Here is a 13955-nt window from a genome sequence, read left to right on the forward strand (position 1 = left end):
TGTATCGCAAGTTATTATTACTCAGAGTTAGTATTATTTGATTACTTGTGTAAGCAGGTAAAGAAGGAAAGCTATATGCACCTTAGTCTGGAACCGATTGGAATTATTACAAAGGTTGCAAATAAGTCGGAAATTTTGATTTATTCTGATTTTGAACAGGTCATACGAAATATCGTGTCCAAAATAGGAGAAGGGGCTGAGAAAGGACAGAAGCTCCTGGTCGTCCATAAAAATAACAATCAGAAACAGGCGGATGGTCACCAGGTTCAGGTCACGAAAGCGACTTTACTGGAAAGAAAAGGTAATTTGCTAACAATATCCAAAATAGAAGCAAATGAAGATTCAGTAATCGATGTTCGACTTGACCTTACTGCTTGATTTTCTTAGGTGTATGTACAGGCTATAAAACCCATTAAGTTCTCGTCTCTTTTCTTATTCTCTTACTGGATAGCTTTGATTAGGCCTCAGGAAGGGCTAATGAGGTTAAATTCAAGATAATAGATAAAAAATCGATATTCGCTATCTAAAGACTTGAATCACTAAGTTGTATAACACTGATAATAACCATTTACAAAGTCTAGTGATTTTGAATTTTACATTCATCACTAGATTTTGGTACTGAGCCATAAAATCTCCTGATATGTCTTTTGATATTAACTTTCTGCATAATAGTTTGAAGTTAAACGAATAAGAAAAGACTAAGGAATGATTCAAATAGAATATCAAAGGTTTTTGTTGCCAAAAATGATTATTTAGGGAAATGGAACTATTGATAAATTCCCAAACTGAAAATTTGAAGTTATATATTTATCATTCCTCAAAGGAAAGTAATAAAAGGGAAGAAAGGTAGTGAAAGCGCTGAAGCTTTCTGGTAAATTTCAACCATTCGAGGGAAAATATGGGCACAGATATAGGCGACCTGCTCCAGAAAAGAAAAGTTGAGCTTTCGGATCTTACAAATCAGGTAGTTGCAATTGATGCGTTTAATACTCTACACCAGTTTTTGAGCATTATTCGCCAGAGGGATGGAAGTCCTCTGGTTGATTCTGCAGGGAGAGTGACCTCACATCTCTCAGGCCTGCTCTACCGGACAGCAAGCCTTGTAGAAGCCGGTGTCAAGCCTCTTTTTGTTTTTGACGGCAAACCTCCGGATCTCAAGTCCGAAACCCTGGACCGAAGAAAAGAAGTCAGGGAATCCTCCCGGGAAAAGTGGAAGAATGCAAAGGCTGTCGGGGATCTTGAATCGGCATATAAGTATGCTCAGGCTTCTTCGAAAGTAAACCAGGAAATTGTTGAAGACTCCAAATATCTCCTTGACATTATGGGAGTTCCCTTTGTTCAGGCACCCAGTGAGGGCGAAGCCCAGGCTGCACATATGGTCCTCAAAAAAGATGCAAACTGCGTTGCTTCTCAAGATTACGATTCATTTCTTTTCGGGGCTCCTATTGTTGTCCGGAATCTGGCCGTAACAGGAAAACGAAAGCTTCCGGGAAAAAACGTTTACGTTGACGTCGAACCCGAAAAAATCGAGCTGGATGAGACTCTCGAAGCCCTGGAAATTACACGGGAACAGCTCATAGATATCGCTATCTGTGTGGGCACGGATTATAACAAAGGGCTGGAGAAAGTAGGCCCCAAAACAGCCCTTAAACTAATTAAAAAGCATGGGGACATTTATGCCGTACTCCGCGAAAAAAAGTCAGAAATTGATGCTGTAGACCAGATAAGAGATATCTTTCTCCACCCTGAAGTAACGGATGATTACAAAATAAAATGGGGAAAACCTGATTCCGAAAAACTTCTCGAATTTCTCTGCGAGAGTCACGATTTTTCAGTCGACAGGGTGGGAAAAGCTGCAGAACGACTTAAAGCTGCCTCAGGAGCCAGACAAAAAACTCTTGACCAGTGGTTTTAAGAAATTTTTGTTCAAAATCCTTATTCCTAATTTTTTTATTTATGTTATGTTTTATCCTTAACTATTCAATCAAGGAAATCTGAGACTGACAAGAACAGGCCTAAACTCTTCCCAGAAAGAACATTCACACGCCCTACGTATGGAGTTGTGGGTCCTGAACTTATCTCCACATCTGAGGGCTTTGTGCAATCAAATGGTATTTTGCCGGACTTATGGCCCACAGCTTTTTCAGACCCTCATTGCCTGAGCTTCGGAAAGTGTAGTCCTTTCGCTGATACAGTCCATAATTTTGGAGATGCCGCAACCGCGGTTCCTCTGAGTATAGCTTTTTTTATTTTCTGGGAAAAAACCAGATAAGCATTTCACTTATGTCTCGGGGCACCTGGGACCTGATTGGATTATCCGCTTGCAGATCTCCTAATATCTCCTAATAGAACTTTTTATGACTATCGTAATTCTCAGGATAATCCACGATACGGGAAAATCAGTACTCTTCCGTATTTGGGGGTGTGGCCCCAGGTATTGTTGACAAAATCCAACAGGTAGTCAAAAAATAAAAAAAGTAAAAAATGTGATCAAAGTAAGGATTCGCTGGTTAGGGCACAGGCTGTACGCAGAATTCCGTCTCGCTCACTGAATATAAGGCTTTCAAACCCGGGATATTTCTGCTCCGTGGTTTCTTGCCCTGGTAAGCATGACAGTCCCGCCAACTGAGTCGTCAAGCATTTTCTGGACTTCCGCTTGAAGCTGCCTGCCATCTGATTTGTTGTCTACAAAAGAATATACTACAGGCCCAAAGGAACTTACCCCGGCTCCATAGCTCCGGCTGCGCATAAAAGAAGCAATATTTTTCACAAACTCAGGCCAGATAAAGCTCTCCCTTTTGTTAAAGCCGACAGTCTGAACATGATTTACTGCGGCCCCGAAACTTACTATATCATTTTCTATCACGGCAGGCATCATCTGCATGAGCACGACATGGGAAATTTCTCTGACTTCTTCTACAGGGAGGGGGCAGAATTTCTTGAAGGTCTCGACTTCCTCCTGGTCATACATTCCCTTGTCGTTGGGGATTGCTACTACCATGTCCCATTGAGGAAAATCCTCTCTGAAGAGCACTGGACCAGGCGGTACTTTGCTGGCAGCTGACGGCATAAAACCACCTTTATCCTTGAATCGGTGCCCTCCATCAACTATAAACCCGCCTTTCTCAAAAGCAGTTACTCCGATACCCGAAGTTCCTCCTCTTTTTACTGAAAGTGCAAGTTCTCTAACGCTCTTCCCAAGTCCATACAGTTCATTAACAGCTGCTGCCGCGGCCAGAGAAGACTGGGTCCCTGATCCGAAACCTACATGGGCGTGGTACACTTCCTGTACGTTGATCCTGATCCCTTTACCCTCAGGAAGCAGGGATTCTGCAGCTCTTTTCATTCGATCGGCAAAGCCCTGCAGACCTTCGATATTGACTCCATCGGCTTCTTCAGCCGTAATTCTGATATTGGGAGAGGAAAGGGTTAGTCCTGCTCCTCCATCGACTCTTCCGATCTCCGCATTCATATCAATAAGCGTCATATGAATGCGGCAAGGAGTGGTTATTTTGATCATTCCTGTTAAACTCCAAAAATATACACTTAAAGCTTTATGACTTCCGAAGTCCGGTGCTCCTTTTATTGTAGCTGCTGGTATTTAATCTTTTAAAAATTATCTTTTATAATCTCAATTTTATGGATATAATAAAAATAACAACAGAAGTGAAGCATAAGGAGAGCAGGAACATAATGGAAAAATTAGAAAGGAAAAATTAGAATGGAAAAATTAGAAAGGAAAAGTTAGAATGGAAAAATTGAAAGGAAAAATTAGAATGGAAAAACTAGAATGGAAAAATTAGGGTTTCTGGAATTTCCGGCTGCTTTTCCCGTTCGTGAGTAATTTTCAGATTATTTATCCTTCTGTAATAATTCCAGATTTTTTCCTTCTTAAATTATTATTTTATAATAAGAGATTCTCCTGTCATCTCCTCAGGTTTTCGGATCTTGAGAAGTTCCAGAAGGGTTGGTGCAAGATCACACAGTTTTCCGTTCTTAAGTGCTTTAACTTCATCATTTCCGAAGTAAATACACTTTACCGGATTTGAAGTGTGTGCGGTATGCGGTTCTCCCGTTGTCGAGTTTTCCATCTGTTCGGCGTTTCCGTGGTCTGCAGTTATAATTGCTACCCCTCCTGCTTCTTTCAGAGCCACTGCAATTCTGCCCACGCAGCTATCTACGGTTTCCACTGCCTTTACTGCAGCCTCAAAAATTCCGGTGTGCCCGACCATATCCATATTTGCGAAGTTAAGGACAATCACATCATACTTTCCTGACCGAATCCTCCCTATTACTTCCTCCGTGACCTCATATGCACTCATTTCGGGCTGAAGGTCGTAGGTAGCAATCTTTGGTGATGGGATGAGGCAGCGGTCCTCTCCTTCATAACATTTTTCCTGCCCTCCATTCAGGAAAAAAGTCACATGGGCATACTTTTCGGTTTCGGCAATCCGAAGCTGAGTCAGTCCCTGCTTGCTCAGTACTTCTCCAAGCACATTTTCAAGTTCTTCCGGTGGGAAAGCTATAGGCAAATCCAGAGTTTCATCGTACTGGGCCATACAAACATAGTAAACTTTCGGATGTTTTTCTCGAGGGAAGTTCTCAAAGTCTTTATTTACAAAAGCCCAGGTAAGCTGCCGTGCTCTGTCAGGTCTGAAATTGAAAAAGATTACAGAATCATTATCCTTTATGACTGCCTCGGGCTTTCCTTCTGAATCTGTGATCACAGTCGGTTTTATAAACTCGTCCGTTTCTCCTCTTTCATAAGCTTCAGAAACTGCAGTTTCTGCATCAGGAGTTTTGTAAGGCGCAACTCCTATGGTAAGAGCATCATAGGCGAGTTTTGTTCTATCCCAGCGCTTATCTCTGTCCATTGCATAATAGCGCCCTGATATAGTTGCAATTTTAGCATTTCCATTCTCCTTACAAAAAGCATCAAGCTCCATTATGTCTTTGAGGGCGGCTTTAGGAGGCACGTCTCTGCCGTCCAGAAAAGCATGTATATATACTTTTTTCAACCCTTCCTGCTGCGCGAGTTTGATAAGGGAATGAATATGGGTCATATAGCTGTGAACACCTCCATAGGAGACAAGCCCCATGAGATGCAGGCTGGAATCGTTGGCTTTGGCATTTGAAATCGCACTCAAAAAAGCCGGATTCTTGAAGAAGTCACCTTTCCTTATGGAGAGATTTATTCGGGTTAGATCCTGGTACACAATTCGCCCTGCTCCTATATTCAAGTGCCCGACTTCGGAGTTTCCCATCTGACCTTCCGGAAGGCCTACAGCTTCTCCTGAGGCTTCTAAGAAACACCAAGGATATTCTTCGATCAATTGATCAAGTTTTGGAGTTCTGGCTGCCAGGATAGCGTTTCCTTCTTTTGCTTCCCTGTAGCCCCATCCATCAAGAATAATGAGCATAAGAGGTTTTTTTGCCTGAGTCATATGAAGCAAATTCCACACCCGTTAATAAATAGCTTATTATGAAAATTCCTAACAGTTCTTATGAATTTTTATATTATATATTTATATTATATTGAAAATATATTTACTGTCCTTAATTATAAGTATTAACAATTACATATCTCCGAAATGTGAAAAATGGACCTTAAAAACAATTGATAATCTTAATGTGGTTTTTATTGGAAGTTCAGGTTATATTTCCGGTAACGGGAAGGAGGATTTAATTTTATGAGTCAAAATATTAAAGACATCACGAATATTCGTGATATAAAAATAACGGATTTATCCGCAAACCCTGCACCTCTGGGTTTGATGGGCTTCGGAATGACAACTGTGCTTTTGAATATACACAATGCGGGTTTCTATCCGATGAATGCGATGATCCTTTCGATGGGTATCTTTTACGGCGGATTAGCTCAGGTCATTGCCGGACTCGAGGAATGGAAGAAAGGAAATACCTTTGGGGCCACGGCTTTTACCTCATTCGGGTTTTTCTGGCTCTCTCTGGTAGGGATTGTCCTTATTCCTAAGTCTCCAGACTACGCAGGGCTGGCTACAGAGTCACTCCCGTTTGCTGCATACCTGTTCATGTGGGGAGTTTTCACCCTTTTCATGTTCATAGGTACGCTCAAAGGTTCAAGGGCTCTCTCCGTTGTTTTCCTGACCCTTACAATTCTGTTCTTCTTGCTCGCAGCAGGAAATTATCTGGAAAGCGCCGGAATCCTGAAAATAGCTGGTTATGAAGGAATCCTTACAGGACTCTCCGCAATATACACAGCTCTTGGTCAGGTATTAAATGAAGCGTATGGAAAGAAAGTGGTTCCTTTATAATATTTGTAATCTTTTTTTCTTGGGCTTTATTGCCCTCTATTTTTAATGGCTCTTCGTCATTTCCTGTGGATAAGATGATTTTCAATTCAAGGCCTTATTGTTTTTAATGAGTACATTATGAAAATATCCACACAAAACAACGAAGATCCTCTGGCTCTTTGCTGTTTCGAGTGAGTATTTTAGATCTATTTCTTACTACGAAAACCACATGGGTAACTCTAAAAGACGGTTATTGTTGAAAACACAGTCAAGCTCAATAGTTTTCATTTTGGCCAGCCAACTTTAGAAATAAAATAATAGATATCCATGTTAAAAACAAAGAAAATCCTCAATATTATTTTTAAGAACTGTAATTATTTAGATGCTTTCCAGGATACACGCGAATCTTTTAAAGGATAGCGAGAACATGATTCTCTTCTAAAATAATCGTTAGTTTACTCAACTAGTGTTCGTTTATTTCTCTAAAACATAGACGATTCCATATATCTTACAAACATTGTAAAATCTTATACAGAATAAATAATATTTAAAAGTGCTCCAATATTATTTTTATGAATTCCAATGTATTTTTCGGAAGTTTTGAACGTATTCTCAGGTACAGACGAAAGAATGCTAAAGAGTTTGGGAAAAAGAATGCCACACTAGAACTCTTAAAAAGTTCCATCTTAGTTGCATTTTCAGGTGCACTAAGGATTCATATTGCTTTCCTCCTGCTTCAAATTCATTCAAGTATATTCACCTGTATTGCGGGAGGACTCGTAATTTACAGCGTATACACACTCGACAGGGCCCTTGGATCAGAAGAAGATGTTATAAACCGAAAAGAGTTAAGTGGATCAAGAAAGGAAATAGGACTTGCAGCCTCTATGATTACCTTCGTGATAGGAAGCTATATACTGGCAAAAGAAGGAATGCTAGCACTTGCATTCTTACCTCTCGTAACCGGCTTCCTTTATAGTAAAGGTATTAAAATCGGAAAATTTGCTCTAAAACTCAAAGGTGGGCTTGGAGTCAAAAATTTTGTTGTAGGACTCACCTGGGGAGCTTTCATTTCAGGGCTTGCAGGCAGCACCTGTAGAAGCATGCTCCCCATACTTTTAGTTTTTACTTTCTTTGGGGTTAAGCTCTTCATCAATTCTACTATATATGACTTCAAAGACATCAAAGGAGATACTCTAGCAGGTATCAAAACCCTTCCTGTAAGCCTTGGGGCACAAAATACCCGTAATTTCCTTCTCGGGTTGCACCTGCTCTCCCACTTAATTCTCGGAATTTCTCTAATTAATGGAATTATTGCTTTTGAACCTATTATTATCCTCTACAGCTTTATATGTGGGCTGCTCTGCATCCATAATTATACCAAAACTTGTGACGTAGAGTCTCGTTCCCGCAAGTTCGAAAGAACAATTCTTGTGGATGGCGAATCAACCTCAATTGTCGGACTGAAAACTATTGCAAGTGCCTTTCTGGCATAAAATAGATTTAACATTAAATTTACGTGAAAGTGTGAAAACAATGACAAAACAGGAGAAATATTAGGGAATAGTTGCCCGGCTATTCGGAGATTTATCGGGAAAAAACAAATTCTGTAATCCCGATTTCTCTCTCCAGTTTTAAGGTTTCTTTCAAGGAACCTTCAATAAATTTTAGAGATTCTTTATTTCAATAGAGTTATCTTTATAATATTTAAAAAGATCCTCACCCCATTTTATGGAAAACGAATCAAAACCTATCAGGTCATTTCGGGGATCAAAGGTTCCATTTTTAAAAAAGAGCGACAGGGATAGGAAACGGTCTGTCACCACAAAGGCTATTTTTGCATTGTCATATACATAGAGTCCCGTGTGCTTGAATTTAAGAAATTCTTCAATCTCAGCACTATGCGACTCAGTCCCAAAATCTAGTGATAAAAGTAAGTGTAACATCACTACACAAAATTATAATTCTATAATTATGTAATGATGTTACGGCAAAAACAATGGTAACTATAAACCTTACTCTTAATAACTTTTCGGAGCTCCCTGCTCTCTTAGACGTTTTTGGTTGTTTTGGAAACGATTATGAATATACCACACGAGGAATTTTTCGTAGAAAAATTCCTCCAGTCTGTTCAATTTGTAGTACTCCAATGGTTCATAATGGCTATAATCCTCATACTAAAGAAGGTCTTGGAGAAATCAACATTGGTCGATATAAATGCTCAAATTGTGGTAATACACACGAAGAAGATCATAGTTTTTGGGAAGATCTGAAGACTTTACTTTTTAATTCATTCAATGATTTCTTCCAGTTACTCAGATACCATAACGTTTCATACGATGGAATTTCTGATATAATGGACTTCATCTATCCRAGATCAAAAAGCACTATTTTAAGAGCATTCTACGAAGAAATGGAACAGAAAACTGTTCCATTTTCAGAAAATATACATATGGTGCACTATGACGAACAACATCCAAAAGAAGGAAGATGTCAGAAATACCGTTTAACTTTACTGGATGCAAAAACTCAAAGAACGATAGCAGATGAACTTTTTGAAGATAAGAGTTCAGAAACCATCAAGGGATTTTTACAGAAAAATCTGGATGCATCAGAGCCTGTGTTTATCGTTACGGACTTTGATAAGAGATACCCTGATATATTAAAGGAAATTTTTGGGGATAAGTTAGTCCATCAATATTGTTTAATGCACTTAAACAAGCTTATTGTTAGTGATTTCCCAAAAAATACAACMATTGAACAGGAATTATTGAAGTACAGGTTATTGAATATATTTTACAATCGAGAGAATGARATTAAATTTCTGGAAGAACTTCTATCTGAAGAACCTAATCTAGTTAATAAAGAAGAAAAACATCAGGAATGGAGTAAAAAMGCAAAAAAGAAATTTTACAAGTATAGAAATGAATTAAAGCTTGAAAGAAGACGGAAAAAGGAAAATCTTCCACTTAATAGTCTTGAAAAAGCAAAATATAACTTCAATAAATTAATGGAAAATATAAGAACATATGATGAATTGGTTCAAAAACGATTGTGGATGATCAATAAACACTGGCTAAATCTTACTTTGTTCCATTATCTTCCAGGAGCGCCGGCGACAAATAATCCTATTGAAAGTTATTATTCAAAAAGTCTAAAAACGGATAACAAGAAGCAGTTCAGGACTGATAAAGGAATTGAGAATCAGATCAAACTTGCTCAAATGAGAAGATTAAATTTGCTCAAGAAACCACAAAAGTCATTTCTGGAATTGTTCAGATTATTTACTCCATTTAAGCTTTAGTAAAAGATATTTTTGAGAGCTGAGTTAAGGATTAAGTAGCGGAGCGTATCGATTTTAGTCAAAAAATTCAGTGAAACAATTAACGGAGTAAAATAATTCTTTGGCATTCCTGCCAAAGAAATCATTTCTCAAGGATTATTACAGTTTATTTGAGCAGTTAGCAGAGAAAAGTGAAGTTTTAAGGACGGAAAAAATGAGAAATCACTAAATTATGAAACTGAGTCTCAATCACTTGGATCATATATAAAATAAATGCAGATGAGTCAATCTATTATTTTTAGGAGTTTATTGATACTGATGCTCTATAAGCAAATTTTCCGCTGGATGTTCTGCATTATGAAGTTAAGTATACAGAACACGGCAATACAGATGGAACTTTTTTCAAATTTGTTAAGTTAGATATATACTATGCAGATGTACGCAGATATACGTATATCTGCATAGATATGTACAGACATACACAGCCGTAATACTTGTTTATTTCTTATTAAACGAGTGTTGATATTACCAGACAGTTTTTTGCACTTCTGCGGAATGCGAAATTAATTATTTTTGACTATACATCCTCATCAATTGCTGAATTAGGGCTCTTCGCCATTTCCTGTGGATAAGACGATTTTCAATTCAAGGTCGCGTTGGTTTTTATGTGAACATTATGAAGATATCCATACAAAACAACGAAGAGCCAAAATACAGTTAGTCTGTGGCTATCATAACACTTGAGGCTTTGAATGCTGCGTAGACCTCACTTCCTACTTTTAAGTTCAGATTTTCAGCTGATGTTTTTGTGATGATAGAAGTGATTTCCGTTCCCTCTGGCAACTCTATTACAATTTCAGTGTTTACCATTCCGGGGATAATGCTTTTAACCTTACCTTTTAAAACATTGCGTGCGCTTAGTTTCATATTTGATCCTCCTTTTCAAGACGGAAGTTAAATTCCTCCAGCTATTATATAAACATATCTATATATGAACCTTACGAACTTAATAAGATCAGTTTCCCATCCATGATCCACATTTGAAAAGAACCATAAAATTCCCACTCAAAAAAGTGAGTTGCCGATATGTTTATATTTGAGTTGTAAATTTATTTCTTAATGTAAATTCTTTATATGAAATGCATGAATTTGAAAGAGAAAATAGTTTACTGGTAACGAACGTAGGTCTGGAAATCTACTAACTGGTAAACGGCAGCAAAAGACTTGAACACGGTTTTTTTCTATTGGGATCTGGAAAGTTATGGTCTCTCCTGAATTCCCCCACCCGTCTTCCAGGATGCAGGGAAAAAGGCGTATTCCTCAAAACCTGTTGACATTGAAGTACTAGTTCATAAAAATGATACAGTGTTATGAAATTACTGTGCACTGTTCATTCGCATGAAAACGAACTGCTGTACAGTTGAATAGAACAATGTTAAGAGGTAAGTAAAATGCAAGATGAGACATTACTATCAATTTTTTCGGAAAAGTGCACTGAAGGTACAATATTAAAATTTTATGCCGGAGAGCAGTGAGTATGATTCACAAAAACATAGTCTGTCCGGTTTGCGGAGCTGCTTGCGATGATATCCAGGTTGAAATCAAAAACGGAAAGATTGAAGCTAAAAATGTATGTAAGATGGGAATTTCCAGATTTAATGAGATAACAAGTCCCCGAAGATTTAAGCAGCCCCTTCTAAAGTTTGGAGGAAAACTAAGGCCGGTTTCCTGGGACGGAGCCCTTCAGATAGCCGCAGACATCCTGTTTTCAGCGAAACGCCCCCTGATTTCCATAGGCAGCGAAACTTCCTGCGAAGCACATGAAGTGGGACTTATGATAGGGGAATATCTGGGTGCGATTGTTGATACAATCGGCAATGGGGCCACAGTGATGGGAACTCAGGAAGCCGGAAAAGTCGGTGCAACTGAAGGACAGAAGAAAAACAGGGCCGACCTTCTGGTTTACTGGGGGACCAATCCACTTGAATCCATGCCCAGGCAGATGTCCAGATATGGAGTTTTCCCCAGAGGTTACTGGACAAAACGCGGGCGTTTTGACAGGACAATCATTACTGTAGACCCAAGAAAAACTCTAACTGCTAAAGCTTCTGACCTGCATGTGCAGCTTAAACCGGACTCCGACTATGAGCTAATAAGTGCACTTTTGACGCTCTTACATGGAAAAACGCCTCATCATTCCGTAGAAAAGATAACAGGAGTTTCCGTTTCTGTTATGGAAGAGATGCTTAATATGATGAAGAACTGCAACTTTGGGACTATTTCAGTTGGAGTTGGACTGTCTTCATCCCCCGGGAAGTACAGGAATATTGAAATTGCCATGAACCTTGTGAAAGAGCTGAACAAATATTCTAAATTTACCATTGGAGTTATCCGCAGTAACTGCAACGCGGCAGGCTTTAATCAGGTTGCTTCCTACATGTACGGTTATCCCTTCGGGCTTGACTTCATGCGCGGACACCCACGTTATAACCCCGGAGAATTCACAACCGTAGATTTGCTTCGAGAAAAGGACGTGGATGCGGCTTTTATAATATGTGCAGATCTTTTGAGTCAGGTACCTCCTGACTGTGCAGCTTACCTTAAAGAAATTCCTTTGATCTGCCTGGATACAATTCCCTGCCCAACTACGTCTATCTCAGACATTGTGCTTCCGGGAGTCGTTGACTCCATGGAGTGTGAAGGGACTTTCTACAGGCTTGACGATGTGCCTATTTACTTTGAACCGTTCCTCGATTCTCCATTTAAATTTACTCAGAGTAATGAAGATACCTTAAAACAGCTCTTTGAGATAATAAAAGGGAAACAAAACCAGGACAGTATTTATCAGGACAGTATTTTTCCGGTTACATACATTGATGACCCTAAAACTCAAAATTGCTCTTCTGGATCTCAGATTTCGAGTGTTCAGTAAAGTTTCTGAGAATGGAAAATAATTCTGAAACCTTATTGGTTTCAGAATTAAATTGGTTTGAGATAAATTCTATACAAATTAATTTTCCTGATACACAAAAAGGAGAAATTCGATGATAATGAATTACAAAGACAAAAACCCGAAAATCTCAAAGACAGTTTTCGTCGCCGATTCTGCGGATATCATCGGGGATGTAGAAATTGGGGATTATTCAAGTATATGGTTTAATGCCACAATCCGAGGAGACCAAAATAAGATAAAAATTGGAAACCGAACAAGTATCCAGGATAATGTTGTAATTCATGTAGACCATGTTAATGAGGTCCAAGTCGGAGATAATGTTACTGTAGGACACGGAGCTGTACTCCACGGTTGCAGAATCGAAAATAATGTGATTATAGGGATGAACTCTACAGTATTGAACGGCGCTGAAATAGGGAAAAATTCCATTGTCGGTGCAAATGCACTGGTTCCTGAAGGAAAAAAATTTCCAGAAAGAAGCCTGATCATTGGAGTTCCGGGAAAAGTAAAAAGAGAACTCGAAGAGGTAGAAATCGAGGCTATATCAAGAAATGCCGAAGAGTATGTAAAACTTACAAAGGAATACAAGGAAAAGAGTAAAATTAATGTTTAAGTCGATAGCTTTTCGTTGAGCTTTTAACTTAAAGATTCACTTTTTTTGAGCGTTTAACTTAAAGATTAGCGCCCAGGGCAGGATTTGAACCTGCGCTCTCCCAAAGAAGAAACGGTTTTCGAGACCGTCGCTTTACCATAGTGCCTGAACACGACTTTTGCAGGTTAATAACCCATTTTCTTTCATTTGTTGTTATAAAATTAAATTTGAAAAAGCAGCGTATAAACCATTTTCTTTATGAGTTCTTGCTCTTTTTTATTAAGTTTCTGTAATTCGATTTGGCCATTTTGAAGATTTTCAATTTAGTAACACTTATTAAATCGATATATACAGGCACCTAAAAAAAGTGACTATGTATTTCTAATAGCCTAGCTTCGGCAGGTTAACGCAACTAGATATATATCTTTTCATATTCCTCCCCCATGAGACTCAATATTTTCCAGTGAATTTCTTCCATATTCAGTATTTCTGACTTTGTTTTCCCTTTTTTCTGCGTTATAAGTTCTGTAATTCCTTGAAACTTGAAAAATATCCATCTCATTGTTGGTTTTTTTGTTGGTTTCCCTTTTTGATCTGGAACCGTTTCATTTTCTTCTTCTAACTTTGTCCTTAATTTCCATTCTGCAATTGCATAAATCATTAAGCAGAGAACCATTATCATTGTCAACGCTTCAATCCTTGATTTATTCTTGAGATACACCTTCGATATGCTAAAGGTATCACTTTTCAAAAATCGGAATCCTTTTTCTACTTTATCCTGTTCTTTGTAATACTTCAGCATCTCTTCAGGAGAAAGACTGATATCATTACTTGCAAGAATGAAAAGTCCCATTT

13 protein-coding genes are annotated in these 13955 nt (G+C 38.6%); 8 read left to right on the plus strand and 5 right to left on the minus strand.

Features of this window, described 5'->3' with window-relative positions; genetic code table 11:
- Nucleotides 1-75: 75 nt before the first annotated feature.
- From FXW07_RS14250 to FXW07_RS14260, 3 genes are all read left to right on the plus strand, one after another.
- Complete coding sequence (locus FXW07_RS14250; protein ID WP_048123036.1) at nt 76-378, plus strand: hypothetical protein; 303 nt, start codon at nt 76-78, stop codon at nt 376-378.
- Nucleotides 379-898: 520 nt separating this feature from the next.
- Nucleotides 899-1915: a flap endonuclease-1 gene (gene fen, locus FXW07_RS14255; protein ID WP_229395999.1), complete on the plus strand. Its 1017-nt coding sequence runs from the start codon at nt 899-901 to the stop codon at nt 1913-1915.
- 147 nt (nt 1916-2062) lie between these two features.
- On the plus strand, nt 2063-2272 hold the full coding sequence (locus FXW07_RS14260; protein WP_229396000.1) for a hypothetical protein: 210 nt from the start codon (nt 2063-2065) through the stop codon (nt 2270-2272).
- A 291-nt stretch (nt 2273-2563) separates the two neighbouring features.
- Here FXW07_RS14260 and FXW07_RS14265 read toward each other — a convergent pair whose 3' ends face one another.
- Entirely contained in the window at nt 2564-3520 is a 957-nt protein-coding gene (locus tag FXW07_RS14265; RefSeq protein WP_229396001.1) for a beta-ribofuranosylaminobenzene 5'-phosphate synthase, read from the minus strand.
- Nucleotides 3521-3899: 379 nt separating this feature from the next.
- On the minus strand, nt 3900-5444 hold the full coding sequence (gpmI, locus tag FXW07_RS14270) for a 2,3-bisphosphoglycerate-independent phosphoglycerate mutase (RefSeq protein WP_229396002.1): 1545 nt from the start codon (nt 5442-5444) through the stop codon (nt 3900-3902).
- 246 nt (nt 5445-5690) lie between these two features.
- Between gpmI and FXW07_RS14275 the strand changes: the two genes are divergently transcribed.
- Together FXW07_RS14275 and FXW07_RS14280 are read left to right on the plus strand one after the other, a co-directional pair.
- On the plus strand, nt 5691-6293 hold the full coding sequence (locus FXW07_RS14275) for an acetate uptake transporter (protein ID WP_229396003.1): 603 nt from the start codon (nt 5691-5693) through the stop codon (nt 6291-6293).
- Between the two features lie 551 nt (nt 6294-6844).
- Nucleotides 6845-7768, plus strand: a complete 924-nt coding sequence (locus FXW07_RS14280; RefSeq protein ID WP_229396004.1) for a UbiA family prenyltransferase — start codon at nt 6845-6847, stop codon at nt 7766-7768.
- 171 nt (nt 7769-7939) lie between these two features.
- On the opposite strand, the gene FXW07_RS14285 is transcribed toward FXW07_RS14280, so the two are convergent.
- Nucleotides 7940-8218: a transcriptional regulator FilR1 domain-containing protein gene (locus FXW07_RS14285; RefSeq protein ID WP_229396005.1), complete on the minus strand. Its 279-nt coding sequence runs from the start codon at nt 8216-8218 to the stop codon at nt 7940-7942.
- 53 nt (nt 8219-8271) lie between these two features.
- On the opposite strand from FXW07_RS14285, the gene FXW07_RS14290 reads away from it, so the two are divergent.
- Complete coding sequence (locus tag FXW07_RS14290; RefSeq protein ID WP_229396006.1) at nt 8272-9576, plus strand: ISNCY family transposase; 1305 nt, start codon at nt 8272-8274, stop codon at nt 9574-9576.
- A 696-nt stretch (nt 9577-10272) separates the two neighbouring features.
- Here the strand turns inward: FXW07_RS14290 and FXW07_RS14295 are convergent.
- Nucleotides 10273-10482, minus strand: coding sequence for a molybdopterin-binding protein (locus FXW07_RS14295; RefSeq protein ID WP_048122053.1), 210 nt, complete (start codon nt 10480-10482; stop codon nt 10273-10275).
- A 610-nt stretch (nt 10483-11092) separates the two neighbouring features.
- On the opposite strand from FXW07_RS14295, the gene FXW07_RS14300 reads away from it, so the two are divergent.
- Together FXW07_RS14300 and FXW07_RS14305 are read left to right on the plus strand one after the other, a co-directional pair.
- On the plus strand, nt 11093-12487 hold the full coding sequence (locus FXW07_RS14300; RefSeq protein ID WP_229396007.1) for a formylmethanofuran dehydrogenase subunit B: 1395 nt from the start codon (nt 11093-11095) through the stop codon (nt 12485-12487).
- Nucleotides 12488-12599: 112 nt separating this feature from the next.
- Nucleotides 12600-13121, plus strand: a complete 522-nt coding sequence (locus tag FXW07_RS14305; RefSeq protein ID WP_229396008.1) for a gamma carbonic anhydrase family protein — start codon at nt 12600-12602, stop codon at nt 13119-13121.
- A 391-nt stretch (nt 13122-13512) separates the two neighbouring features.
- On the opposite strand, the gene FXW07_RS14310 is transcribed toward FXW07_RS14305, so the two are convergent.
- A partial coding sequence (locus FXW07_RS14310; RefSeq protein ID WP_229396009.1) for an IS1634 family transposase occupies nt 13513-13955 on the minus strand: 443 nt, incomplete at its 5' end.

It is taken from the genome of Methanosarcina sp. DH1 (genome assembly GCF_020804205.1).
Lineage (GTDB): Archaea > Halobacteriota > Methanosarcinia > Methanosarcinales > Methanosarcinaceae > Methanosarcina > Methanosarcina vacuolata.

Bases quoted from the DNA above. Each gene is read 5' to 3' on its own strand.
- FXW07_RS14250 (WP_048123036.1), top strand. From the start codon at position 76: ATGCACCTTAGTCTGGAACCGATTGGAATTATTACAAAGGTTGCAAAT.
- fen (WP_229395999.1), top strand. From the start codon at position 899: ATGGGCACAGATATAGGCGACCTGCTCCAGAAAAGAAAAGTTGAGCTT.
- FXW07_RS14265 (WP_229396001.1), bottom strand. From the start codon at position 3,520: ATGATCAAAATAACCACTCCTTGCCGCATTCATATGACGCTTATTGAT.
- gpmI (WP_229396002.1), bottom strand. From the start codon at position 5,444: ATGACTCAGGCAAAAAAACCTCTTATGCTCATTATTCTTGATGGATGG.
- FXW07_RS14275 (WP_229396003.1), top strand. From the start codon at position 5,691: ATGAGTCAAAATATTAAAGACATCACGAATATTCGTGATATAAAAATA.
- FXW07_RS14280 (WP_229396004.1), top strand. From the start codon at position 6,845: ATGAATTCCAATGTATTTTTCGGAAGTTTTGAACGTATTCTCAGGTAC.
- FXW07_RS14285 (WP_229396005.1), bottom strand. From the start codon at position 8,218: ATGTTACACTTACTTTTATCACTAGATTTTGGGACTGAGTCGCATAGT.
- FXW07_RS14295 (WP_048122053.1), bottom strand. From the start codon at position 10,482: ATGAAACTAAGCGCACGCAATGTTTTAAAAGGTAAGGTTAAAAGCATT.
- FXW07_RS14300 (WP_229396007.1), top strand. From the start codon at position 11,093: ATGATTCACAAAAACATAGTCTGTCCGGTTTGCGGAGCTGCTTGCGAT.
- FXW07_RS14305 (WP_229396008.1), top strand. From the start codon at position 12,600: ATGATAATGAATTACAAAGACAAAAACCCGAAAATCTCAAAGACAGTT.